General features: G+C 34.7%; 20 protein-coding genes. 11 read left to right on the forward strand and 9 right to left on the reverse strand.

The features are described 5' to 3' along the window. Positions 1-3 precede the first annotated feature (3 nt). From mreC to rodA, 4 genes are read left to right on the forward strand one after another with little or no spacing between them, the layout of a single operon-like run. Entirely contained in the window at positions 4-828 is an 825-nt protein-coding gene (gene mreC / locus DVK85_RS03480) for a rod shape-determining protein MreC (RefSeq protein ID WP_114677102.1), read from the forward strand. Next, a complete protein-coding gene (locus tag DVK85_RS03485) occupies positions 821-1,327 on the forward strand; it encodes a rod shape-determining protein MreD (RefSeq protein ID WP_114677103.1) in 507 nt (168 codons plus the stop codon). The genes mreC and DVK85_RS03485 overlap by 8 nt, the downstream gene beginning before the upstream one ends. Then, the gene (gene mrdA, locus DVK85_RS03490; RefSeq protein ID WP_114677104.1) at positions 1,324-3,183 is read left to right on the forward strand and encodes a penicillin-binding protein 2; all 1,860 of its coding nucleotides are present in this window, start codon (positions 1,324-1,326) and stop codon (positions 3,181-3,183) included. The genes DVK85_RS03485 and mrdA overlap by 4 nt, the downstream gene beginning before the upstream one ends. Continuing rightward, entirely contained in the window at positions 3,184-4,440 is a 1,257-nt protein-coding gene (rodA, locus tag DVK85_RS03495; protein WP_114677105.1) for a rod shape-determining protein RodA, read from the forward strand. A 5-nt stretch (positions 4,441-4,445) separates the two neighbouring features. On the opposite strand, the gene DVK85_RS03500 is transcribed toward rodA, so the two are convergent. From DVK85_RS03500 to DVK85_RS03510, 3 genes are read right to left on the reverse strand one after another with little or no spacing between them, the layout of a single operon-like run. Further along, a complete protein-coding gene (locus DVK85_RS03500) occupies positions 4,446-4,889 on the reverse strand; it encodes a hypothetical protein (protein WP_127960549.1) in 444 nt (147 codons plus the stop codon). An 11-nt stretch (positions 4,890-4,900) separates the two neighbouring features. Beyond that, positions 4,901-6,010, reverse strand: a complete 1,110-nt coding sequence (locus tag DVK85_RS03505) for an ABC transporter permease (protein WP_114677107.1) — start codon at positions 6,008-6,010, stop codon at positions 4,901-4,903. Positions 6,011-6,014: 4 nt separating this feature from the next. Next, positions 6,015-8,246: a carboxy terminal-processing peptidase gene (locus tag DVK85_RS03510; RefSeq protein ID WP_114677108.1), complete on the reverse strand. Its 2,232-nt coding sequence runs from the start codon at positions 8,244-8,246 to the stop codon at positions 6,015-6,017. A 140-nt stretch (positions 8,247-8,386) separates the two neighbouring features. Here DVK85_RS03510 and surE point away from each other — a divergent pair, with 140 nt between their 5' ends. The 5 genes from surE (at position 8,387) to DVK85_RS03535 (ending at position 13,784) form a co-directional block, all read left to right on the forward strand. Next, positions 8,387-9,166, forward strand: coding sequence for a 5'/3'-nucleotidase SurE (surE, locus tag DVK85_RS03515; protein ID WP_114677109.1), 780 nt, complete (start codon positions 8,387-8,389; stop codon positions 9,164-9,166). A gap of 72 nt (positions 9,167-9,238) precedes the next feature. Further along, on the forward strand, positions 9,239-9,772 hold the full coding sequence (locus tag DVK85_RS03520) for a lipocalin family protein (protein WP_114677110.1): 534 nt from the start codon (positions 9,239-9,241) through the stop codon (positions 9,770-9,772). 102 nt (positions 9,773-9,874) lie between these two features. Next, a complete protein-coding gene (gene lpxB / locus DVK85_RS03525; protein WP_114677111.1) occupies positions 9,875-10,987 on the forward strand; it encodes a lipid-A-disaccharide synthase in 1,113 nt (370 codons plus the stop codon). 67 nt (positions 10,988-11,054) lie between these two features. Next, complete coding sequence (locus DVK85_RS03530; RefSeq protein ID WP_240339564.1) at positions 11,055-11,717, forward strand: C40 family peptidase; 663 nt, start codon at positions 11,055-11,057, stop codon at positions 11,715-11,717. A 42-nt stretch (positions 11,718-11,759) separates the two neighbouring features. Continuing rightward, the gene (locus DVK85_RS03535) at positions 11,760-13,784 is read left to right on the forward strand and encodes a ComEC/Rec2 family competence protein (RefSeq protein WP_114677113.1); all 2,025 of its coding nucleotides are present in this window, start codon (positions 11,760-11,762) and stop codon (positions 13,782-13,784) included. 19 nt (positions 13,785-13,803) lie between these two features. On the opposite strand, the gene DVK85_RS03540 is transcribed toward DVK85_RS03535, so the two are convergent. Genes DVK85_RS03540 through DVK85_RS03555 form a run of 4 tightly spaced genes read right to left on the reverse strand, consistent with a single transcriptional unit; the run spans position 13,804 to position 19,782 of the window. Beyond that, positions 13,804-14,265 (reverse strand): thioredoxin family protein, encoded by a 462-nt coding sequence (locus DVK85_RS03540; protein ID WP_114677114.1) that lies wholly within the window; start codon positions 14,263-14,265, stop codon positions 13,804-13,806. A gap of 49 nt (positions 14,266-14,314) precedes the next feature. Then, the gene (locus DVK85_RS03545; RefSeq protein ID WP_114677115.1) at positions 14,315-16,057 is read right to left on the reverse strand and encodes a peptide MFS transporter; all 1,743 of its coding nucleotides are present in this window, start codon (positions 16,055-16,057) and stop codon (positions 14,315-14,317) included. Next, positions 16,057-17,607: a peptide MFS transporter gene (locus DVK85_RS03550; RefSeq protein WP_114677116.1), complete on the reverse strand. Its 1,551-nt coding sequence runs from the start codon at positions 17,605-17,607 to the stop codon at positions 16,057-16,059. Before DVK85_RS03550 ends, DVK85_RS03545 begins: the two co-directional genes overlap by 1 nt. A gap of 3 nt (positions 17,608-17,610) precedes the next feature. Then, positions 17,611-19,782, reverse strand: coding sequence for a S9 family peptidase (locus DVK85_RS03555; protein WP_114677117.1), 2,172 nt, complete (start codon positions 19,780-19,782; stop codon positions 17,611-17,613). 164 nt (positions 19,783-19,946) lie between these two features. Between DVK85_RS03555 and DVK85_RS03560 the strand changes: the two genes are divergently transcribed. Continuing rightward, positions 19,947-21,272 (forward strand): hydroxymethylglutaryl-CoA reductase, degradative, encoded by a 1,326-nt coding sequence (locus tag DVK85_RS03560; RefSeq protein WP_114677118.1) that lies wholly within the window; start codon positions 19,947-19,949, stop codon positions 21,270-21,272. Between the two features lie 4 nt (positions 21,273-21,276). Then, positions 21,277-22,197 carry a GYDIA family GHMP kinase gene (locus DVK85_RS03565; protein WP_114678971.1) on the forward strand — a complete coding sequence of 307 codons (921 nt, stop codon included), beginning with the start codon at positions 21,277-21,279 and terminating at the stop codon, positions 22,195-22,197. A gap of 58 nt (positions 22,198-22,255) precedes the next feature. Here the strand turns inward: DVK85_RS03565 and DVK85_RS03570 are convergent, their stop codons facing one another. After that, positions 22,256-24,361 (reverse strand): peptidylprolyl isomerase, encoded by a 2,106-nt coding sequence (locus DVK85_RS03570; protein ID WP_114677119.1) that lies wholly within the window; start codon positions 24,359-24,361, stop codon positions 22,256-22,258. A gap of 91 nt (positions 24,362-24,452) precedes the next feature. Beyond that, on the reverse strand, positions 24,453-25,718 hold the full coding sequence (locus tag DVK85_RS03575; RefSeq protein ID WP_114677120.1) for a hemolysin family protein: 1,266 nt from the start codon (positions 25,716-25,718) through the stop codon (positions 24,453-24,455). Between the last annotated feature and the right edge of the window lie 4 nt (positions 25,719-25,722).

Here is a 25,722-nt window from a genome sequence, read left to right on the forward strand (position 1 = left end):
GAAATGCAGCAAATATTAAATTTTATATTTAAAAACAGTATTCTACTACTGTTTTTGCTGCTTTTAGGTATCTCGTTAACACTTACCATACAGTCGCACGCATACCATAAGAGTATGACAATATCATCGGCAAATGCTGTAAGCGGTTATGTGTATGGACAAGTAAATAATGTAGAAGAGTATTTGCACCTTAAGACCGAAAATGAAAAGCTTGCCGATGAAAATGCCCGATTAAAAAAATTACTTTTTAATACTAAGGACACTCTTGACTTAGCGACTGTAACAATCCCTAACGCAGTAGGCAGTTTTAACGTAATACAGTCTAAAATAATATCCAATTCATACAATAGACACAAAAACTACCTTACTATAAATAGCGGAGCAAAAGATGGTATAAAACCCGATATGGGAGTTGTTAGCGACCTTGGTGTAGTAGGTATAGTAGAAAACGTATCGCCTGGTTATGCTACTTTAATAAGTGTACTAAACTTAAAATTTAAACTAGCTGCAAAAATAAAAAAGAATGGTCATTATGGCTTCTTGGTATGGAATGGCAAAAATGCAGGCTACACGCAACTAACTGATGTACCTCGATTAGCTAAAGTAGATAAAGGAGATACTATTGTAACAGGTGGAAGATCGGATATATTTCCTGAAAACATACCTATAGGTACTATAGATAAAGTATATATAGATAACGAAACTAATTATTATACACTTGACGTAAGGCTATTTAATGACATGACAAGCCTAGGACATGTATATGTTATAGAAAACAAAGACAGAGAAGAGATAATACAACTGGAAGCGGCAACTAAAAATGAATAATAGTATAATAACAAATAGCATCCGTTTTATTATTTTACTTGCACTACAAGTACTTATTTTTAACCGTATAGAGCTTTTTGGCTTTATAAACGCTTTCCCTTATATTTTATTTATATTACTTTACCCTGTAGATGGCAACAAAGCATTACTGCTTATTTTGGCGTTTTTAATGGGGCTGAGTATAGACACATTTTTAAATTCAGGGGGTGCCCATGCAGCAGCAAGTCTTGTGCTTGCCTATATGCGCCCTACCATATTTAAATTCTCTTTTGGGGTAAGTTATCAATACCAAACCGTAAAAATAAATGATCGTCTTTCATCCGAAAGATTTTCATTTATACTTATTTCGGTTGTAATACACCATCTAATTTTATACCTTTTAGAAATATTTAGATTCAGTTTAATGCTTGATATTTTATTGCGCTCAGTATTTTCTGCAATATTTACACTTATACTTTGTATAATTATAATCTATATAACTAAACCCAGTAAACAATGAGAAAGATTCTACTTCCCGCGCTTATCATTGTTGGAGCTCTATTGATATCAACAAAACTATATTACTTGCAGATATTAGATGATTCTTGGGTAAAAAAAAGTGATAATAATGCATATAAAGCAAAATATGAATATCCTGAAAGAGGTTATATATACGATCGTAATGGCACGCTGATGGTTGCCAATCAACCCTCTTATGACATTATGGTAACCCCCATAGAAATGAGCAAGGAAATTGACACTATGGAGGTTTGCAGGTTACTTAATGTTACCAAAGAATATTATATAGAGCGTCTTAATAAAGCCAGAATATATAGCCCAAGACTTCCATCTGTATTTCTTTCGCAACTCAATAAAAAAGAATTTGCTGCTTTTCAAGAAAAAATACGTCGTTTTAAAGGTTTTGATATTATAAAACGTTCACTGCGCGATTATCAAATTCATGCAGCAGCCAACGTTTTTGGCTACATTGGTCAAGTAGGAGAAGCTACTATAAAGAAAAACACATACTATAAAAGTGGCGACCTTATTGGGCGACAGGGCGTAGAGCAAGTATATGAAGATGTACTTCGGGGTATAAAAGGAGTAAAATACATCCAAAAAGACCGTTTTAATCGTGAAATAGGTCCTTTTAAAGGAGGTATTTATGATACCATTGCCATACAAGGAAAAGATATTACACTAACATTAGATAGTGAATTACAAAAATATGGCGAATCATTAATGTTTGAAAAACGAGGTGGTATTGTAGCACTTGAGCCTAAAACAGGTGAAATACTAGCTTTAGTCACAGCACCAACCTATGACCCTGCATTGCTGGTGGGTAGGGATCGCTCTAATAATTACAGACTATTAGAAAAAGACACACTAGGTATCCCGCTTTATGACAGGGGATTGCTAGCAGAATATCCTCCAGGGTCACCATTTAAAATACTTACTGGGCTTATAGGCTTACAAGAAGAGGTTATAGACGAAAACACAGGCTTTACTTGTCGTCACGGTTTTAGTTATGGACGTGGTGCTTTTATGAAATGTCACGACTCTGGCACTAACAGGTTAAACGAAGGAATATACAAATCGTGTAATACCTATTTTGCCAATACTTTTAAGCTAACGATAGACAAGTACCCAAAGTCAGAATCAGGAGTTAACGCGTGGAGCAACCACCTAAAGAGTTTTGGTCTAGGCAACTTCTTGGGGTATGATTTACCTCCTGGAAGAAAAGGACTCATACCAGATGCTAAATACTACCAGCGATATTACCCCAATGGTGGCTGGCGAAGCTCTACAATAATATCAAACTCTATAGGTCAGGGAGAGGTTTTAATGACCCCTATACAACTTGCCAACATGATGGCAACCGTAGCTAACGAAGGATATTATTACACCCCTCATATCATAAAAGAAATTGAAGGAGGTAAAATAGATGAAAAATTTACCACAAAGCATTACACTACAATAGACAAAGAATATTTTGAACCTATCATAGAAGGCTTGTATGACGTGTTTAACCTAGGTACTGCAAGCTCATTACGCGTTAAGGATATAGAAATTTGTGGTAAAACAGGTACTGCCGAAAACTTTACAAAAATAAACGGTGTACAAACGCAGCTTACAGACCACTCTATATTTGTAGCCTTTGCACCAAAAGATGACCCTAAGATTGCTATTGCTGTTTTTGTAGAAAATGGTTATTGGGGGTCACGATGGGCAGGACCTATAGCAACATTAATGATAGAGAAGTACCTAAAAGGTACTGTAAGCCGTAAGGATCTTGAAGTAAAAATGCTAACCAAAGGACTTAAAGAAGAATATGCTAAGGTAATAAGCGGAAAACCATTCAGTATTAATAAATAGATGAAGAATCAAAGTGTAAGCAATAACATAGACTGGCTTATTGTCCTGCTGTATATGCTACTCGTTGGGCTTGGGTGGATGACTATTTATTCGGCATCATTACCTAACGAAACTACCTCTATACTGGACTTGAACCAAATATATGGTAAGCAACTATTTTTTATACTAATAAGCATACCTCTTATTTTTGTTATACTAACACTTGATGCTAAAATCTACGAAAAATATGCCTTTATTTTCTATGGGCTATCCATACTATTACTAGCAGGTTTGTTTGTGTTTGGTAAAACCATTAAAGGTCAAACCAACTGGTACTCTTTTGGTGGTTTTGGTTTACAACCTTCAGAATTTGCTAAAATAGCGACTTCGCTTATGGTAGCAAAATTTTTAAGCGACACACAAATAAGTCTTAAAAACATTAATCACCAGTTTATTGCTTTTGGTATTATATTACTACCCGTAGGACTCATCATGATGCAACCCGATGCAGGAAGCGCCATGATTTTTGCTGCACTTATAATAGCCATATACCGCGAAGGGTTACCCGGTTGGTACATAGCAGCGGGTTTTTTGGCTATAGCCCTTTTTATAACATCGTTGCTAATAAAATGGCAATTTGTACTGCTATTTGTAGTCATTATAATGCTGACATCCTTTTTCATGACGCGACGTAATAAAAGGAATCCTATAGTATATACTATGATATTTATGGCAATAGCTGTATTTACCTACTCGACAGATTTTGTATATGAAAACATATTAGAACCACACCAAAAAGACAGAATAAATGTACTTTTTGGTAAAGAAGTTAATAATCAAGCAGAAGGGTACAACCTCAACCAATCGTTAATAGCTATTGGTTCGGGTGGGTGGACTGGTAAAGGCTACCTTGAAGGCACACAAACGAAAGGGAAATTTGTACCAGAACAGCACACCGACTATATTTTTACAACCGTAGGCGAAGAATGGGGGTTTATAGGAGGAATAACTGTAATTGCACTTTTCATTACATTGTTACTGCGTATTCTTTATGTTGCCGAACGTCAAAAATCAGTTTTTAGTCGAACGTATGGATACTGTATAGTAGCAATATTATTCATGCACTTTTTTGTTAATATAGCCATGCTTATTAACCTCTTCCCTACTATCGGGGTACCATTACCTTTCTTTTCTTACGGTGGGTCGAGCTTATTCGCGTTTACTATAATGCTGTTTATCTTTATAAAACTGGATGCTAATAAGGTTAACGAGTGGTAAGTAGGTTAATTATTTTTAACGCACTCTATAAGCCTTTTATAATCTATAACTTCTGCATTAAAACTTGGGTAAGTTATTGATATTAATTCCAAAGACATATCATGTGGTATAATCATTATCCCTTGCTTATCAGAAACAGGTAAAAGTTTCTTTAGCTTGAAAGATTTATCTGGTCGTCTATCATTTTTTACTCTAATAATATTATTACAGGTAGCTCCAACTAAAGGCACTTTATCTTCTGTATAGATGAATAAAGCTAAACTGTTAGGATTAGTATCTAAATGTTCTTTTATCTCTATATACAAATCAATTTCTCCTGATACATATCCATTATATAATTTATTACCTTTTATATAAAAATTATTTTCAACAGTTGATTCCTTTAGACAATCATAATCTTGAGCAAAAAGAAGTGAAGGAAAAATCAAAAGTAAAACCAAATATTTCATAAGATAATTTTTTACTCTGCTTTTACATCAAGCGCATCACGCAAGGCATTACCTACCATCATAAAAGCAAGTACCAATAATAACATAGCTATACCCGGTGCAAGAGCAAGATAAGGTTTCCCTAAAATGATGTAATTATAATGGTCTTTTATCATACCGCCCCAACTAGGTATAGGCGGTTGCGCACCAAGCCCTAAAAAACTAAGTCCACTTTCTACTAATATTGCCGAAGCAAAGTTGGCTGCTGATATTACAATAACAGGAGCCATACTATTGGGTAATATATGTTTGAAGATAATTCTACTATCGCGATAACCTAATGCACGGGCTGCCGTAACAAACTGCATTTGCTTTAGGCTCATAACCTGCCCTCGCACTACACGAGCTACCTCAACCCACATGGTAAGCCCTACCGCTACAAACACTTGCCAAAAACCTTTACCCAATGCAAGCGTAATAGCAATAACAAGTAATAACGTGGGTATCGACCAAATAATATTTACCAGCCACATGACGAAAGCATCTACTTTACCACCAAAATAACCAGCTATAGCACCAAAAAATATCCCAACTATAAGCGATATAAACACGGCTACAAACCCTATGGCTATAGATACTCTTGAACCGACAATAAGCCTGCTGAGTAAATCACGCCCTTGACTATCTGTGCCTAAAATGAATTTTTGTTGACTTATATAATCTTGCTTAATTGTGTTTGTAGTAATACTTTTACCATAAGCTGATAGTGCTATACTTTTACCCACAGCCATCGAAACATCTTCAGCATACTCAGTATACGTAAGGCTATCGCCTTGTACTTTATAATCTAAAATAGGGACTTTGGGCGCTGTATATGTTTTACCTAAAAACCAGTCTGCCCAACTTGTTTGTACAAGTACATGAGAAGGCAATTTGAGCATTGTCACTTCAAAACCTGGCGGTTTAGAACTAAGAGAAAGATCGCCCCAGTTAGCATTCTTAGTTTTATCGGGAGCTAGCACATAGGCAAATAATGCCACAAACAACAACAGGACGATAAACCAAAAACTTAAAACGCCCCAAAAATTCTTCTTGAATTTTTGGAGCGCTAAGCCTGTAAGCGATTGATTGGATTTATCCATTCAATTATTTTGTTTTAACTACTTTTTCCTTTTTAGTTACCACAGCACTTTTACCCGAAGATTTTGTTTGCATATCTTCTAGTACATTAAGTGCCTCTTCTACATATATATCTTTAGAAAGGCTTTCATACCATCTTTCTTTTTTCTCTGCAAATGATGGGTCTTTCTCAAATATTTTTTTATCGTGTGGTAGTGCTTCAAATTTAAGATTGTTCTTATAATCATTAAGCACTTTAAACTTCTTGGTTGCAGCTTCTTTTTTAGTAAGCTCTGCCTTAAACTTATCAATTTCTAAGTTATAGGTATTATCATCTTTTTGTTCATTAATCCATTTCGCATTTTCGTCTACCAGCTTAAATTGTGGATTTAACTCCATTCTTTTTTTACTATTTGCTACTACTGATGCAAAATTATTTTTAGCCGTGTCATATTTTGCAGGAGCTATTTTATCCCAAGGCATAGCATTATCTATATCACGCTCGCCCATATCAATGTACGAATATCTATCTGGCATTATAATATCACTATATACACCTTCACGTTGTGTAGAGCCACCATCTATTCTATAAAATTTTTGTGTAGTAGTTTTAAGCGCACCAAGATCGCCCATAGAGTTACTACGCACAAATTGGTTAAGATCTATAAGGTTTTGTACTGTTCCTTTACCATATGTATGGCGACTCCCCATTATAACACCTCTGTTATAATCCTGTATTGCTGCTGCAAATATCTCTGAGGCTGATGCCGAGAAATTATTTACTAACACTACAAGCGGTCCATCCCATTGTACTTTAGGGTCATTATCACTCAATACTTCTACTTTACCGCTTGGTCTACCATCGTCTGAACGAGAACGTACTTGTACCACAGGTCCTTTATCTATAAATAATCCAGTAATATCTACAACGGTTCTAAGCGAACCACCGCCGTTATTCCTTAAATCCATAATTATACCTTCTACACCTTCTGCTTTTAGCCTTTTTACCTCAAGGGCAACATCTTTAGCAGCGTCACGGCTATCTGTATTTTCGAAGTCAATATAAAATTTAGGTAGATTGATAATTCCGTATAACTTACCATCTTTTTTTACAATACTCGATTTTGCATAGGTTTCTTCTATTTCTACCACTTCACGTACAATAGCAATTACATCTAGCGTGCCATCTACTTTTTTAACGGTAAGGCGCACTTCTGTACCTTTTGGTCCTTTTATTTTTTCTACAACATCATCAAGGCGCATTCCTGCAATATCTACAGGGTCATCACTACCTTGTGCCACTTTCATAATCAAGTCTCCTTGCTCAAGCTCTTTACCTCTCCATGCTGGTCCGCCAGGTATCAATTCTGATATCTCTACATAGTCACTTTTCTTTTGTAGTCTTGCACCAATACCCTCTAGAGAACCTCTCATGCTAGTATCAAATTTTTCTTTATCCTTAGGTGCAAAGTAATAAGTATGCGGATCAAAACGTTCAGCAATAGCATTAAGAAATACATTAAACCATTCTTCACGCTCTAAGTCGTCTATAAAATCAAAATAATCATCTAATGATTTTAATGTTGACTCTCTTGCTTCTTTTTCAAGCTCAGTAAATGTCTTTTTAACATCATCGGTTTTCTTATCCGCAGATTCCTTTTTTTCATCTGCCTTATCTTTATTCTTGTCTTTTAGAGGAGTATCTTGTAGCTTTTGTTTATCAGTAACAGTAGAAAGCACCGATAGTTTTAGTTGCTTTTCCCAACGTTCTCTTAGTGCATTATCATTTGCAGGATAGGGCTGATTTTCATAATCTACATTAAACTCTTCATCAACTTTAAAGTTGAAAGGCTGTGCTAGTATTTCTTTATAAAACCCTTCGGCTTCATTTATTCTTTTTAGTAATCTTTTGTGAGTAAGGTCAAAAAAGGTAAGATCTTTATTCAAAATCATATCATCGAGCTGCGTTTCATATTTTGAAAACTCATCGATGTCTGCCTGAATAAAGAAACGTTTTGAAGGGTCTATACTCTCAAGGTAGCTTTTATAAACACCTTTTGAAAACTCATCGTTAATATCGGCAGGCTCATAATGCCCTTTTTCTATTACAAAGGTTATTAACTCTACTAATAACCTGTCTTTTTCTGGGTCAGATACCTGTAATTGTTTAGGTATAAAACTCCATAGTGCTACTGCAAGTACAGTAACAATCATTAATATTTTATAATTTCTTTTCATATAGCGTAAAATAGCATTCATTAGACTAAATTTATATAAAAAACTGTGCCAAAAATCCATTAATCCAAAAATCAGTCAACATTTAAAACAATGGCCACCCCATAAATTTACGTATTTTAGCAAACGTAAAAGTACAACTCTTATTTTGAAATTGCTATACAATGAAAAAAAAACCACTTATACTGGTCACTAACGACGATGGTATATCAGCCCCTGGTATCAGGGCACTTATTGCTGTAATGAAACAAATAGGCGAAGTAGTCGTAGTAGCACCCGACAGCCCACAATCGGCAACGGGACACTCTATCACTATAAACAATACGCTTTTTATAAATAAGGTAACAATGGACGGCGATATAGAGCAAGAGTATAGCTGCTCTGGCACGCCTGTAGATAGTGTAAAAGTTGCCGTACATGAAATACTAAAATGCAAACCCGATTTATGTGTATCGGGTATTAATCATGGTTCTAATTCATCTATTAATGTTATATACTCAGGTACTATGAGTGCTGCTGTAGAGGCAGGTATGGAAGGTATTCCTGCTATTGGATTCTCATTATCAGATTATGACTGGAATGCTGATTTTGAACCTACAAAAACATTCATTAAAAAAATTGCTCTTGAAGTGCTTAAAAACGGATTGCCCGAAGGTGTAATACTCAATGTAAACTTCCCTAAGCTAAAAGAAAGCGAAATAAAAGGTATAAAAATATGCCGACAGGCTAAAGCGGTATGGGAAGAACGGTTTGATAAACGTACTAACCCACAAGGTAAAGACTACTATTGGCTCACAGGTGAGTTTATAAATAAAGATAATGGTGAAGATACTGACGAATGGGCACTAGCACATGGTTATGTATCTATTGTACCCGTCCAGTTTGACCTGACAGCTTACCACGCTATTCAGCAATTAAACAACTGGAAGTTAAACAACACATAAGCAAACACTTACTAAACATTTGTAAACCTACACTTTATAAGTTATATTTGTGTAAATATAAAAAAATAAGCTATGAAAAAATTTATTGCAATTGCAGCTATAGCATTATTGAGCTTTTCATGCTCTGACGATGATACTGCTGAATTAACAACATCTGTAGAAGGAACATGGATACTTACTTCTTTTGAACTAAATCAACAACTTGATATTAATGGTGATGATATCGCATCGACAGATATGATTGCTGAATCAGGGTGTTTTGGCAATTCTACTATAACATTTAATAATGATGATACTGCCACAGTTAACTTTGAAGAAATTGATGTTGAAATAGAACCAATTGAGGACACAGATGAATATGATATTACGGTAGAATGTCTTGGTTCTACTGCTCAAGAAACACTTTACACTGTTTCAGGAAACACTACTTCTTTAACTTTTGAATATGAAGATGGTACTACTGAAACACTAGATTTTACAATATCTGGCAATACATTAACTGTAACTGTGCCTCAACTTTCTGATTTACCAATTGGTAATGATGATGGTGGTAATGATTTATTATACTCTTTTGTAGGTGCAACTCTTGTTTTTACACAACAGTAATTTATTAAAAATAAAAAAAGAGCCTGTGCGTTGCACAGGCTCTTTTTGTTTATGCCTATTGCAAATAAAATAAATGCTATTTTTGAGGTATAAATTAAAGCCATGAAATATTATATTATTGCAGGCGAAGCATCGGGCGACTTGCACGGGGCAAACCTCATGAAAGAATTATACAAACAAGATACCCAAGCCGAAATACGATTTTGGGGTGGCGACCTTATGCAACAAGCAGGGGGTACACTTGTAAAACACTATCGAGATCTTGCTTTTATGGGTTTTGCCGAAGTGATACAAAACTTAAAAACAATATTAAATAATATAAAAATCTGTAAAGAAGACATAACAACCTTTAACCCCGATGTTATTATTTTTATAGATTACCCTGGTTTTAATATGCGAATTGCCAAATGGGCACGCACTAAAGGATATAAAACTCATTACTACATATCGCCACAAATATGGGCTTGGAAAGAAAATCGCATAAAAGCCATAAAGCGTGATGTTGACAAAATGTATATTATACTACCTTTCGAGAAAGAGTTTTATGAAGTAAAACACCAGTACCCCGTTGAGTTTGTAGGGCATCCCCTTATAGATGCTATACAAAATAGACCTATAACAGATAAAGAGGCTTTTCGTAAAGAAAACAACCTAGACGATAAACCCGTGATAGCACTACTCCCTGGTAGTCGTAAACAAGAAATAGCCAAAATGCTGTCGGTAATGCTATCTGTAGTAGATGATTTCCCTAATTACCAGTTTGTAATTGCTGGCGCCCCTAGTCAAGAATATTCTTTTTACGAGCAGTTTTTAAATAAACGTAGTATTCATTTTGTAAGCAATAAAACGTATGATTTATTAAGTATTTCTCATGCAGCATTGGTAACATCGGGCACAGCTACACTAGAAACAGCACTCTTTAAAGTACCAGAGGTAGTGTGTTATAAAGGCAATTGGATATCTTACCAAATAGCAAAACGTATTATTACGCTAAAGTATATATCGCTTGTAAACCTTATAATGGACAAAGAAGTTGTAAAAGAGTTGATACAAGGCGACTTCAATAAAAAAAGCCTTAAAGCTGAATTACAGAAAATACTTAATCCTGATCATCGTGAAAAACTACTTAAGGAATATGATGTTCTGGAAGAAAAACTAGGAGGTGTGGGTGCTAGTGAAAACACAGCACGACTTATAATAGAACATTTAAAATAGCGTTTTATATTCACTTCAAAAAATTTCTATATTTGTAATTATCAATGTTAAACGGAAAAGTATCATTTTGAAAAAAATACTGCCTATATATCTCTTGCTGTTAATGGTTTCATGGGAATCGTCAGCACAAATTATTACCTCAAAAAAGGAGGCTATAGAAAATGGCATTTATTCTTATACCGAAGAAGATAATAATACTGAAACTACAGAAAACTCCGTTGGCTTATCGGCAGTAAAACCAATAGAAAAGACAACAACAGAAGAGAAGAAAAAACGAAAGAGGTTAATAGAAAGCACAAGACCTGATCCTGATTTTATACCTGCACCTGACGAGAGTTATATTGCACAACAGGTAGTAAATAATGTAATGGAGTTTGAAGGAGTTCGTTATAAAACAGGAGGCACTACAAAAATGGGTATGGATTGTAGCGGTATGGTATATACTACATTCAATCTTTTTAATATTTCTTTACCTAGGAGCTCACGAGAAATGGCAAAAGCAGGAAGAGAGATAAAACTTGAAGAGGTTAAAAAAGGTGACTTACTCTTTTTTGATAATAACCCACGCAGGAAACGCATAAATCATGTGGGGCTAGTAACTGAAGTAACTGAAGATGGTGATATAAAATTTATTCATGCCACACTACAATTGGGTGTAACGGTTTCATCATTAAGCGAGTCATATTACGAAAAAAGCTTTGTACAAGCTAACAGAGTTATCGAAGATTAATTTAAATTATATGGTTAATTAAATTTCAATATCACAGCACTCATGAAGGTATTGAAATACCCTGTTGTACCCATTATTTTACTACTAGCAGCAGGCATAGCTACAGGTTCTTATATCAATAGTACATCAAATGTTCTATACATTTATACGATAGTAGCATTTATTATTTTTATAACAACTTATTGGTTTTCGTTTAAAACGTTACTCCCAAAACCTTACTTTACTATAAGCACAGGCTTTTTAGCTTTCATTATTGGTATGTTGGTTTTTTCATTACATTATCCTCCTAACCATGCAACACACTACACACATTTACTCACTAATAAAGAAACACCTTTAATTAAAGGGTATATCTCTGAGAGAATTAAACCAAATGACTTTAACGAAAAGTACTATTTCAAAATACAGTCTATAAACAAGCAACACGCCACTGGTAAGCTTTTAGTAACCGTACCTAAAAATGATTATAGTCACTCGTTAAATGCTGGCGATATTATCATTATATATGAAACACCAAAACTTGTTACTAAAATAGGCAACCCACACCAGTTTGACTATGCTGCCTATATGGAAAAGCAAAATGTTTTCCATCAGATAAAGCTAAAAAACAATTATATAGAAGTAGGACAGATAAAAAACTTTGATTATTACACCGAGTATTTCCGTAATATACTCATCAATAGTTTTGAGAAACACAATTATAGTCCGCAAGTTATGAATGTAATAAAAGCATTATTACTGGGGCAACGACAAGATATGGATAAGGATATTAACCAAGATTATATCGATGCTGGGGTTATTCATATACTCGCCATATCTGGGCTTCATATAGGGATATTGTTTTACATACTCCGTTTACTACTTAAACCGCTAAATCATTTTAGTAAAAGAGGAAGATTATTACAGTTATTAATCACACTTACTTTTCTTTGGATTTTTGCCATTATTGCTGGGCTATCAGCATCAATAGTACGAGCCGTAGTTATGTTTAGTTTTGTGAGCATAGGGCTCTATTTCAATCGCAATGCTAATATATTCAACTCTATTGCAGTATCTATGTTAGTACTCTTATTGGTAAAGCCAGCATTTTTATTCGATGTTGGTTTTCAGCTTAGTTATGCAGCCGTATTTGCCATAGTTTGGATGCAACCCTTATATCGAAAGATAAAAGTATCAAGATATAAAGCTGTTAACTATTTTATTGATATCGTAGTAATTTCTTTAGTAGCACAGTTAGGTGTACTTCCGCTTAGCTTGTATTATTTTAGCCAATTCCCTATACTTTTCCCTATAGCCAATATTGTGGCAATTCCGTTAGTTACAATTGCATTAATACTGGGTATCATAGTGCTAGCTTTAAACTTCATTTATAGTGATCTTGCTTTACTTGTGGGGAAATTTTTAAGTCTACTAGTTGAGTTTATGAATAGTTTTATAAACTGTATAGCCTCATTTAAAAACTTCGTTATAAAAGACATTCCCTTTACTCTGCTACTCACTATATCATTCTATACTATTATTGCATTTGGAGTATTATGGGGGTTTAAGAAAGAGTATAAGCGAATGATCGCTTTGCTATGTGCGGTGGTCGTGTTTCAAATTATATATACAACCACAAAATGGCAAGCAGACAACAATGAAGCCTTTGTAATATTCAACAACTACAACAATAGTCTTGCTGCACATAAACAACATAATAGTATAACCTTTTATACTAATGATGGCATGGCATTAGAAAATCGTAATATAAAAGCATATGCCAAAGGTAGCTTTACAGATAGTATAACTATACTCCCGTTACAAAATACACTTTATTATATGGAGCATAAAATATTGGTTATTGATAGCTTAGGTATATATAACAGAGCAATACAACCTGATATTCTAGTGTTAGCAAAATCTCCTAAAATAAATTTAGAACGACTACTAGATACAATTAGTCCAAAGGTAATAATTGCTGATGCTACTAACTATAAAAGCTACATTACTCGATGGAAAGCTACCTGTAGGAAAAAGAAAATCCCTTTTCATGCTACTGCAGAAAAGGGATCTTATATCATAAAATAATATTATTTACTCTAAAGTATTATTTTGCTTTAAGCACTTTCATAAGCTGGTCTGGTGTATGATAACCAACTATTGGTTCTTTTACATTTCCTTTACTATCAAAAATCATCATTGAAGGATATGCTCGTACTTTAAGGAATATAGTAAACTCATGTACCGAGTTTCTACCTCTTCTACCTGCTACATAATTAGGGTTAGCATATTTCTTGCCTTTATAACTAACTTCAGCACTACCTTCTGCATTAAATTTCACAGCATAGTAATTTGTATTGATGTAATCGGCAACAGCTTTATCATGAAAAGTGTTTTTGTCAAGCATTTTACATGGTCCACACCAGTCGGTATAAACATCCATAAAAATAGGTTTCGCATTCTTCTTTTGAGCCGCAAGTGCTTCGTCAAGCGACATCCACTTTATTTCCTGCGCTTGTGTTGCCAAAGCTCCTAAAGCAACAAAAAGAGTTAAAAGTAATTTTTTCATATTTAATAAGTTTTAATAATATATGATTTTTCAAAAACAATGCCGAAAATTAATGCACCCCGTGCATTAGCTTTTTAAGTAATGGATGTAATAGCACCACTAATATACCAAGACCTATAGGTACTATGGTAAAAATAAGGAAAAACGTTGATAATGAATACTTTTCAGTAATTTCATTAATCATACCTCCCATACTACCTGCGGTTTTATTACCTATAGCGATAGCTAAATACCAAATACCAAACATCATACCTATCATTCTTGCAGGCACTAACTTACTAACATAAGATAATCCTACTGGAGAAAGACAAAGCTCACCAAGCGTATGGAACAAGTATGCAAATATAAGCCACACCATGCTGACTTTTATATCAGCTCCATTAACTATTTCAGATGCACCGTAGGCAAGTGAACCAAAGCCTAAACCTAAAAGAGATAACCCAATACCATATTTTACTGCGGCAGGTGGATTGTATTTACTTTCCCATACTTTAGAAACAAGTGGTGCAAAAGCAATAATAAAGAAAGAGTTTAATATACCAAACCATGAAGCAGCAACAGTTGTATCATCATTACTAAACTCACGATTAAGCATCCAAAGTACAACCCCCCATATTATTACAAAACTGGATCCTAATATAATATTACCCAAAGGATATTTTTTAAACGTCTGTTGGAACAATTTAAAAAGTACATATGTAATAATACCTAATGGTACTACAGTAAGCAACGTATTGATGATTTTAAACATCGAAGCAGTAGAGCCTGTTAATGCTCTTTGCGTATATCGTTCTGCAAAAATTGTCATAGAACCTCCTGCCTGTTCAAACGAAGCCCAAAAGAAAATAGTAAAGAATGCAAAAATAGTAACTGCAATAAGCCTATCTCTTGTAACTGTAGCATAACGAGTTAACCTACCTACTAACAAAATTAAGAATAGACCAAGACCTAATAGTATAATAAAATTAGAACCATCAAGATTACCAACCTTAAAGTCTAGTAGGTTATTACCGCTAATTTTAGAATAAGGATCATTTATAATCCAAACTAATCCTAAAATAAGAGAGGTTACTATAAGAAAAAGATCAAATGAAGTAAAAGGAACTCTTTTATCTCCATCAGTAACAGTTTTTTTATCAAGCTTTTCAGCAGCGGTAGGTTTAGTACCTATAGTACCAAATATATTTTGTGTAAAGTAAAATTGTAACATTCCAAAGAACATAAAGATACCTGCAAGACCAAAACCTAAACTCCAACTTTCATTTTCACCTATATAACCACAAAGCATAATACCTAAGAAAGCCCCTGCATTTACACCCATATAAAAAATGGTATAAGCACCATCTTTTTTCTCAGGGTGATCTTTATACATATATGAAATAATCGATGTCATATTCGGTTTAAAGAAACCATTACCAAATATCAATAACCCGATACCAATATATAAAGACATAGGAGTCTCTACAGCCATACTAGCATGCCCTAATGTCATTAATAAAGCTCCTATTACAACTGCCCATCGGTAGCCTAAATATTTATCAGCAAGGAAACCTCCCATAATGGTAGTTAAGTATACTAAAGAGGTATAAGTACCATATAAAGCCAATGCATGTTCTTCTGGCCATGCCCACCCACCGTCAGCAAGCTTAGAAATAAGGAATAATACTAATAGTGCACGCATTCCGTAGTAGGAAAAACGTTCCCACATTTCAGTAAAGAACAGTACAAACAGCCCTGCTGGATGTCCTAAAACATTTGATTTAAAAAAGTCGTTTGATGTAGATTTCTCCATTATGTAGTAGTTTCAATTGTGTTTTCTGTAATCTCTGTTTCATTATCCTCAACACCGTGAGTAAGTCTTTTTAATGGCTTAAGCAATGCTATAACCAAAAGCCCAAAAACAATAGTAAAGATAAAAATGCTAGCAAAAATAGTTAATTCTCCATATTCTGAAGCATTCTCTCCTAAAATTCCCGCTACCTTATTACCTAAACCTGTAGAAGCAAAGTAAGCTCCCATCATTAATGATGCATATCTAGCTGGGGCAAGTTTAGTTATAAAAGATAAAGAAACAGGTGAAGAACATAATTCTCCAATGGTATGAAATAAGTAAGCTAGTATTAACCAATACATTGCAGACTCTCCGTTAGCTTCATATTGTAATGATGCAAAAACCATAAATACAAAACCAGTACCCATTATAATAGTACCTGTCGCCATTTTAAATAGTGAAGATGCTTCTTTGTTTTTCAGTTTTCTTTTAGCCCAAAAATTTGCTACTCCTACTGCAAAAAGTATAATAAACCCTGCATTAAAGCCTTGAAACACTGCTGTAGGTATCTCAAATAAACCAAAGAAATCACGATTCGTTTTCTGTTCTGTATATAAACTCATCAATCCGCCAGCTTGTTCAAAAGCACCCCAAAATACTATTACAAGTCCAAAAGAAAGCAATATTACTAAAAAGCGATCTTTCATAACCTGTGTATCAAGATCTTTATATATCATCATCATTAGACCTACTACTAGAGAAATAAAAACAAATAATACCCCATACCCCCAATGATCAACACCTTCAAAAGTAAAACCAGCATATAATGATAAGCATATCATTACAAACACTATTAATAAGTGTTTTGGTGATTTTAGTAATCTTTTATACATTTCGGCAATCGATACATCATCTTTCTTTTCTTCTACAGTAGCAACATTACCAACGTGAACTAAATACTTTTGTCCCCATAGGTAAACAATTAACCCTAATAACATACAGATACCTGCTAAACCAAAACCATAGTGCCAGCCGTATATCGCGGCCACAATACCAACAGAAGATGTTGCCAATAACGACCCAACATTAATACCTATATAAAAAATACTAAATCCTTTATCCCTACGAATATCATTTGGCTTATACAACCCCCCTACCATGGTAGATATATTGGGTTTAAGCATACCAACACCCAACACAATGAGCCCTAATCCTGTAAAGAAAGCCCATTCTTGATCTATAGCTAATACTCCGTGACCAAATACAAGAATAATTGCACCTACCAATACTGACTTTTTTTGTCCAAGATATTTATCTGCAATAATACCTCCTGGTATCGACATTACATATACCAGCATAGTATACCAACCATACAACATTAAAGATTCAGAATTAGACCAACCTAATCCTGGGTTATCGCCCATTGTTTTTGCAGCCATATAAAGCGTTAGTAAAGCACGCATTCCGTAATAAGAATAGCGTTCCCACATTTCGGTTAAAAACAGGATGTAAAGCCCTACTGGATGCCCAAAAAGCTCCTTTTCGTGTGGTTGTTTTGCTAGTGTAGCCATATATTATAGTTTCTCTTTAATAAAATTAGTCATTTTGGTATAGAGCTGTAGCCTTGTAGCACCACCATATATACCATGATTTTTGTCAGGGTAAATAGCCCAATCAAATTGTTTGTTTGCTTGTACAAGAGCTTCAACCATTAACATAGTATTTTGCAAATGTACATTATCATCTGCCGAGCCATGTACTAATAAGTACGAGCCCTTTAATTTCTTTACATGATTTATTGGAGAGTTCTCGTCATACCCAGAAGCATTTTCTTGTGGTGCCTGCATATAACGCTCGGTATAAACTGAATCATAAAAACGCCAATTGGTTACAGGAGCAACAGCAATAGCCATTTTAAACACATCGTTACCTTTTAATATACAGTTAGATGACATAAAGCCACCATAACTCCAGCCAAAAATACCAATGCGCGATTCATCTACATAGTTATATCCTCCTATTACTTTGGCAGCATCTATTTGGTCTTCCACTTCATATTTACCAAGCTCTTTATAAGTCACTTTTTTAAATGCAGCCCCTTTAAAGCCTGTACCACGCCCATCTACACAGGCTACAATATAACCTTGCTGCGCCAGCATCATAAACCAATAATCATCATAGCCGTTCCAGTCATTATTTACCTGTTGCGAACCTGGCCCGCTGTATTGGTACATAAACACAGGATATTTTTTATTCGGGTCAAAATCAGTTGGTTTTATCATCCAAGCATTTAATTCATGACCTTTAGGTGTAGTAATCACCATAAATTCTTTAGTAGGCAAGTTAAAAACTTTTAATCCTTCAGCAAGTCTTTTATTATCTACTATCTCTTTTACAAGCTTACCATCTTTTGCGCTGTGCAGAGTATAAGTATCAGGTGTTGTACTACTAGAAAACGAATTGATAAAGTAATCGAAGTTAGGGCTAAAAGTAGCCTCGTTTGTACCTGTTTGTGGCGTAAGGCGAGTTTTCTTTTTCCCTTTAATACTAATGCTATATACATCACGATTAATAGAACCATTCTCTACCGATTGATAAAAAACAGCGCCTGTTTTATCATCAAAACCATAATAAGCTGTCACCTCCCAATTGCCTTTTGTAACTTGGTTGATTAGCTTACCTTTTTTATTATAGTGATAAATATGATTGTAACCATCTTTCTCACTTGTCCATATAAAACTATTATCGTTAAGAAAAGTAAGGTTATCTGTAACATCAATATAAGCGTCATCTTTTTCATTAAGTATGCCTTCGGTTTTACCGTTAGTAGCATCAACAAAAACAAGATCAAGATTATTCTGATGTCTGTTCATCAACCGTACACTAAGTGTTTGTGCGTCATTAGTCCATTTTATACGAGGAATATAGTAGGCATTAAAATCACTAAGATTTACTTTTTTATTTGTATTTGCTTTTACATCATAGATATGCAGTGATACTTTAGAGTTATTCTCTCCTGCTTTAGGGTATTTAAACGTATAAGGTGCAGGATATAAACCTTGATTGTAATACTCCATAGTAAACTCAGGCACTTCGGTTTCATCAAATCGGATAAAAGCTATTTTATCGCCTGTCGCATTCCAATCGTAAGCGCGTACAAAAGCAAATTCTTCCTCGTAAACCCAGTCAGTAATACCATTTATTATAGCATTCTTTTTACCATCGTTAGTAATTTGAGTTGTTTTTTTGGTAGCTACATTATACACATACAAGTTATTCTCATAACCATATGCTATCTTGGAATTATCCGCAGAAAAAGTTGGTTCTTGTATTTTCGAGTCACCAACTTTAGATAAAGTTTTAGCTGAAATGTCATAAATAAAATAATCTGCCGTGAAGGAATGACGGAATATATACTCTGAATTAGTAGCAATTAATATTTTTTTTTCGTCAGAACTAAAAGTATAACTATCTATACCACGAAGTTCAACATGATTTTTAGAGTCTATAAGTGTACTTACTTTATTAAGTGTAGCAAAGTCATACAAATCTATTTGTGCAGTTCCAGCATTCCAGTCAATATCTAAAACAGTATATTGATTGGTGTTTTTCATAGCGTGTAACTCATCCATACCTTGTGTACGGAAAGCTCCACTCCATATTTGTTCGAGTGTTATTTTTTGTTGTGCGACAACCGAAATAGTTGTCAATAAAAATATAAAAAGTGCTCTTGTAATGTTATTCATATTGTAGATGGTAAAAAACCCCCAATTTTAGTGAAAATTTATGAATTATAGGGTCTTTTTTTTGTTAAATACAATTTTGATGTTAAATCGCTAATGCAATATTTTAGCAAATACAACCGCTATACTGTATCTTTGCGCCTATTATTATAATTAAGCAACTGGAAATGAGTAAAGCGATAGCGGGGTTTTCTAAACTGAGTAAAGACCAAAAAATAGCATGGATTGCTAAAGAGTACTTTTCTAACCCTGACGAAGCAATAGCTTTGATACAAAAATACTGGAATAATGATGCTGAAGTGCAAAAACTACACGACGAATTCATCGAAAACACCATTACCAACTTCTATTTACCACTAGGTATAGCACCAAATTTCAGTATAAATGGTAAAGATTACACTATACCTATGGCTATAGAAGAAAGCTCGGTAGTGGCAGCAGCATCCAAGTCAGCAAAGTTTTGGGCAACACGTGGTGGGTTTAAAGCAACCGTTTTAAATACCGAAAAAATAGGTCAGGTTCACTTTATGTTTAAAGGAGATATTGAGAAACTACGCTCATTTTTTGCAACTGTAAAACCTAAACTATTTTCGGAAACAGAAAGTATAACGGGCAATATGCAAAAACGGGGAGGAGGGATTTTGGATATTGAACTTCGCGATAAAACTGACTTACTACCCAACTATTATCAATTACATGCTACTTTTGAAACAGTTGATAGTATGGGTGCCAACTTTATCAATTCCTGTTTAGAGCAGTTTGCCAAAATACTAAAAAGTGAAGCTGAAATATATTCTGACTTTAATGAGGGTGAAAAAAACCTACAGGTAGTAATGAGCATACTCTCTAACTATGTACCCAACTGCGTGGTGCGTGCCGAAGTATCTTGCCCTGTAAGCGACCTTAATGAGGATAAAAGCATAAGTCCTGAAGAATTTGCCGAAAAATTTATTACAGCGGTACAAATTGCCGAAGTAGAACCTTTTAGAGCTGTTACCCACAATAAGGGTATAATGAATGGTATTGACGCTGTTATACTGGCAACAGGTAACGATTTTCGCGCTGTTGAAGCTGGCATACACGCCTATGCCTCAAGAGAAGGAAAATATAGCAGCCTGTCGCACGCTACGGTTGAAGATGGTATTTTCAGGTTTTGGATAGATGTACCATTAGCATTGGGTACTGTAGGCGGACTTACATCATTGCACCCTTTAGTTAAGTTATCAATGGAGATGCTTGGCAAGCCCTCTGCTAAAGAATTAATGCAAATAGTAGCCGTAGCAGGATTGGCACAAAACTTTGCAGCACTGCGCTCGCTTACCACTACAGGCATACAACAGGGACATATGAAAATGCACTTAATGAACATCCTGAACCAACTACAAGCTACCGAGGCAGAAAAACAAAAAGCTGTAAAACATTTCGAAAAAAACACTGTTAGCCACTCAGCAGCAGGCGACTTTATACAAGAATTACGAAAAGTAAATGCTTAACACTTTGAAGAAGACCTTTTACAGTAACGGAAAACTATTACTTACAGGTGAATATACTGTACTCGATGGTGCAAAAGCTTTTGCATTACCTACAAAATATGGGCAGTATTTACATATAGAAGAAGACATAGCGGTAGGGGAAAAAATATTCTGGAAAAGTCTCGACGCCGATGGTTCTGTTTGGTATGAAGATAACATTACAATAAGTGATATTATTAATAATCGTACGCCCGAAAATAACAGTATAACTAGTACACTTATTACAATACTCTACAAAGCACATCTTCAAAATCCTGATATTCTAGAAAAAGCAACGGGTCTAATAATTACAACCGAGCTTACATTTCCTAAACATTGGGGGTTAGGCACGTCATCTACTTTAATAAACAATATAGCAAAATGGTTTAGTATTGATGCTTATCGGTTATTATGGGATAGTTTTGGAGGTAGTGGTTATGATATTGCATGCGCACAACACAACACACCTATACTATATCAAATAATTAAAGGTAAGCCAACAGTTACACCAATAGCTTTCAAACCTAGTTTTACTGATAATCTCTATTTCATATACCTTAACCAAAAACAGGATAGCCGCAAAGCAATCGCTTCTTATCGTGAAAAGGAGAATGACATTAATAGTATCATTAGTCAAATAAACATGATAACTAATGCAGCAGCTAATGCTAATAAAAGCATTAATAACTTTACGGCACTGCTTGACGAACATGAAGCTATAATGAGCCAAGTATTAAGTACCCCAACAGTTAAAGAGTCACTTTTCCCTGATTTTAAAGGCTCACTAAAAAGTCTTGGCGCATGGGGTGGCGATTTTATACTGGCTATAGCCAAAGATAACCCTACAGCTTATTTTAAGAAAAAAGGTTATACTACTATAATCAGCTATGACGACATGATATTATAAAATAAAAAATCCCGCTAATAGCGGGATTTTTTATATCTATCAGTCAGTTACTAAATTCTTAGTTAAATTCAGCTCTGTTGTCTTCAATATCAGCTTTCTCTTTAAGCGCTGTAGTAAGTCTTGTCTGTACTCCTCCTCTAGTTTGAGATTCTGTTCTGCTTATTATAGCATTATAGTTTGGCAACTCAGCTGCTTTAGCTATGGTTTTAGTTCTTACCATAAACACACCTGTTTTACCTTCTATAAGTCCTGAAGTTTTGCCTTCGCCAATTTTAAATACTCTACCTACTACAGCAGGCTCAGAACCTACACCTGTAACAAGTGGGGCGGCAAGCGAAACATTATTAGCAGTAGCAATACTTGAACCAGCAGACTGTGCAACAGCTTCAAGTGTATCACCTTTCATTTTATCTTTTACTAGTACTGCTTTCTTCTCATTCATAAGAATTGGCATTACAGTAGCTTTAGCATCTTCTACAGGTTGTAATCCTTTTTCGTTTCTCTTGTTAAGTTTCACTACAACATGACCTTCTGTTACATCAAACTTCTTAACGTCACCTTCTTTAGTTTCGCTATTAAATGCCCAACGAACAATACTTCTTTGAGAACCTAAACCTTGAATATTTTCATCATTAACGCCTAATTTATTAACTGGCTTAATTTCTGAACCTATCGCTTTAACAAGCTCCTCGAAAGGTTTGTCTTGCGCATCCATCTCAAGCTTAGTAGCTTTAGTAAACGCATCATCACTTGTTTTTTCAGATGGCTGTATACTCTTAGCAATAGTAGCAAGTTGTACTGCATCATACTTATCTAGTACTTTTATAACGTGGAAACCAAAATCAGTCTCAACTACATCTGTACTACCTATACCGTTACCAAATACAAATGCATCAAACTCAGGAACCATTTGCCCTTTAAACACATCATCATATATACCGCCAGTATTTTTAGAACCAGGGTCATCACTATTTTCTTTAGCTAAATCAGAAAAAGAACTTGGGTTAGCTCTCACTTTCTTTAAAAGCTCATTAGCCTTAGCTTCAGCCTCTTCTTTTGTTCTCGTTAGTTCACCTGGAGATCTACTACCTTCATAAGCAATAAGTATATGGCTTACTTTTGCAGTACCACCGGGTCTTCTATTTACCATTTTACTAAGTTTGTAATACTCTTTATCCTTATAAGGACCGAATACTTCTCCTTTTTGCAAGTTAAACAACTGCTCAGCATACTCTATAGGAAGATCTTTTTTCGCTACATAAGTAGTATCAAAAGGAATATCAGAGTTGTTGTTCACATATTCTTTAACATTAACAACCTCTCCTCTAAAACTAGGAATAGTATCATTTGTTTTAGTCAAATCATTATATACTACTTTTGGTAAAAGCAATGCTTCTACGCCAGCTCTAGTATCAGCTTCATCTTGTGCAGATGCCTTATTCTCTATTAAAACATATTCTACACTAACAGTAGCATCTGCTTTATATTTCTTTTCGTTCTTTTTCATGTAAGCAATAATCTCATCATCTGAAACTTTTACTTCATCATCATTAATTGTTGTGTAAGGTACATATACATAATCAAAAGAAGCTTTATCATTCTCAAGACTGTATTTTGATTTCCCATCAAGTTTTGTAGTAACAAATCCTGCTTTTACCATTGTAATGTAAAGTTGCTTTTTAGCAGCATCCTCTACTTGTGGAATATTCCTTTCAATATTTTTATATTGTTCAGGATTATTCTCTTTCATATTTACAAGAAACTCATTGAATTTTGCTTTATCAAATTCACCTACGGCGTTTTGAAATTGTGGGTTACGCCCCACAGAAGGATCTTGAGCATACATATTGTAAACGTGATCACGACCTACACGTAAACCTGCCTCTTCATAACGTGCTTCATACAAAACACTTTCTACTTCCTGATTCCAAACCATATTAGCAGCCTGTGTTGGGCTAACGCCTTGTTGCCTGCTTTGCACATCGCCTACTTTTTGTAAAAACTCCTGTACAGGAATATCTTTACCGTCAACACTCCCTATATTTTTGGTAGTACCGAAGCCTCCATTACCTACTAAATCGGTAACAATGAAAGCTAATAATGAAAAACCAATAACAAGTATTAGAAGTAACGAACGCTGTCTAATTTTTGATAAAACCGCCATTTTTATTGTTTATTAAATTGTATTTCAGTGGGCGAAAATACAATTATCTCTTTAATAATAAAAGTAGTGCTCTTATATTTTCGGAATTTTTTTACTTATCCTGTAAAGGTCTTAACTTAATAAGTTCGATTTTCGTATTAGAGGCTGCTTCTATTACAATCTCAAAGTTGTCTAACTTTATTTTTTCGCCCGTTTTAGGAATCTCTTTTGTATTATGAACCACAAAACCTCCAAGTGTTGCATAAGAGTCACCTTCTGGCAACTCTAACCCATAGGTTTCGTTTATATACTCTACATCAAACCGTGCCGAGAATAAGTAAGCACCATTATCTAATTCTTTCTCTATGAGTTCCTCTTCTGCATCATGCTCGTCTTCAATTTCTCCAAAAAGCTCCTCAATAATATCTTCTATAGTTACAATACCCGAAGTGCCACCATACTCGTCGAGCACTATTGCAATACTTTTTCGTTTACGAGTTAGTATATTGAGTAACTCCTTTATATATATTGTTTCGGGTACATACTCAGCAGGTATCATTACCTCCTTTATTGTTTGTGGTTTTTTAAATAACTCAAAAGAGTGAATATAACCCACAATATTATCTAGAGTATCTTGGTATACAATTACTTTAGAGTAACCTGTTTCTACAAAAATTTCACGTAACTCCTCTACACTATCATTAAGCTCTAAGGCTGAAATTTCAGTACGGGGTGTCATGATCTCACGAGCTTTAAGATCTGAAAACTCCAATGCATTTTGAAACATTTGTATTTCAGAGTCCATTTCTTCCTGACTATCCATACCGTGCATTTGCTCGGTTATATAATTACTAAGTTCCCCCCTTGTAAAATAAGCCTGTTTAGTATCGCCTTTAGTGCGAAGTATTTTTAATAGTATGAAATCAGAAATTTTTATAACAAAAAGTGATACCCAGTGAAACAAGAAGCTAAAAGCATAAGCTGGAAGGGCAAAAAATTTAATAAGAGTATTGGCATATATCTGAAAAAACACTTTTGGTAAAAACTCAGCTGTAAATAGCATAACAAATAGCGAAACGACTATTTGCAGTAATACATCATAAAACGGAGACATTTGCCACCCCATTGCTGTAATCCAGCGCATTACCACATTACCCATATAGTAGGCATAGATAACAAGCACTATACTATTACCTACAAGCATAGAGGTAATAAACTGCACAGGATTTTCGGTAAGTTTTGTGAGTATTCTAGACATCAAGGTAGTTTGCTTGCGCTCTACCCCTAGATAAACTTTATTAGACGACACATAAGCTATCTCCATTCCTGAAAAAAATGCCGACAGGAAAAGACAAATTATGATTATCGCAACTTCCATAATA

The organism is Flavobacterium arcticum (assembly GCF_003344925.1).
GTDB classification, from domain to species: domain Bacteria; phylum Bacteroidota; class Bacteroidia; order Flavobacteriales; family Flavobacteriaceae; genus Flavobacterium; species Flavobacterium arcticum.

Bases quoted from the DNA above. Each gene is read 5' to 3' on its own strand.
- mreC (WP_114677102.1), top strand. From the start codon at position 4: ATGCAGCAAATATTAAATTTTATATTTAAAAACAGTATTCTACTACTG.
- DVK85_RS03485 (WP_114677103.1), top strand. From the start codon at position 821: ATGAATAATAGTATAATAACAAATAGCATCCGTTTTATTATTTTACTT.
- mrdA (WP_114677104.1), top strand. From the start codon at position 1,324: ATGAGAAAGATTCTACTTCCCGCGCTTATCATTGTTGGAGCTCTATTG.
- rodA (WP_114677105.1), top strand. From the start codon at position 3,184: ATGAAGAATCAAAGTGTAAGCAATAACATAGACTGGCTTATTGTCCTG.
- DVK85_RS03500 (WP_127960549.1), bottom strand. From the start codon at position 4,889: ATGAAATATTTGGTTTTACTTTTGATTTTTCCTTCACTTCTTTTTGCT.
- DVK85_RS03505 (WP_114677107.1), bottom strand. From the start codon at position 6,010: ATGGATAAATCCAATCAATCGCTTACAGGCTTAGCGCTCCAAAAATTC.
- DVK85_RS03510 (WP_114677108.1), bottom strand. From the start codon at position 8,246: ATGAATGCTATTTTACGCTATATGAAAAGAAATTATAAAATATTAATG.
- surE (WP_114677109.1), top strand. From the start codon at position 8,387: ATGAAAAAAAAACCACTTATACTGGTCACTAACGACGATGGTATATCA.
- DVK85_RS03520 (WP_114677110.1), top strand. From the start codon at position 9,239: ATGAAAAAATTTATTGCAATTGCAGCTATAGCATTATTGAGCTTTTCA.
- lpxB (WP_114677111.1), top strand. From the start codon at position 9,875: ATGAAATATTATATTATTGCAGGCGAAGCATCGGGCGACTTGCACGGG.
- DVK85_RS03535 (WP_114677113.1), top strand. From the start codon at position 11,760: ATGAAGGTATTGAAATACCCTGTTGTACCCATTATTTTACTACTAGCA.
- DVK85_RS03540 (WP_114677114.1), bottom strand. From the start codon at position 14,265: ATGAAAAAATTACTTTTAACTCTTTTTGTTGCTTTAGGAGCTTTGGCA.
- DVK85_RS03545 (WP_114677115.1), bottom strand. From the start codon at position 16,057: ATGGAGAAATCTACATCAAACGACTTTTTTAAATCAAATGTTTTAGGA.
- DVK85_RS03550 (WP_114677116.1), bottom strand. From the start codon at position 17,607: ATGGCTACACTAGCAAAACAACCACACGAAAAGGAGCTTTTTGGGCAT.
- DVK85_RS03555 (WP_114677117.1), bottom strand. From the start codon at position 19,782: ATGAATAACATTACAAGAGCACTTTTTATATTTTTATTGACAACTATT.
- DVK85_RS03560 (WP_114677118.1), top strand. From the start codon at position 19,947: ATGAGTAAAGCGATAGCGGGGTTTTCTAAACTGAGTAAAGACCAAAAA.
- DVK85_RS03570 (WP_114677119.1), bottom strand. From the start codon at position 24,361: ATGGCGGTTTTATCAAAAATTAGACAGCGTTCGTTACTTCTAATACTT.
- DVK85_RS03575 (WP_114677120.1), bottom strand. From the start codon at position 25,718: ATGGAAGTTGCGATAATCATAATTTGTCTTTTCCTGTCGGCATTTTTT.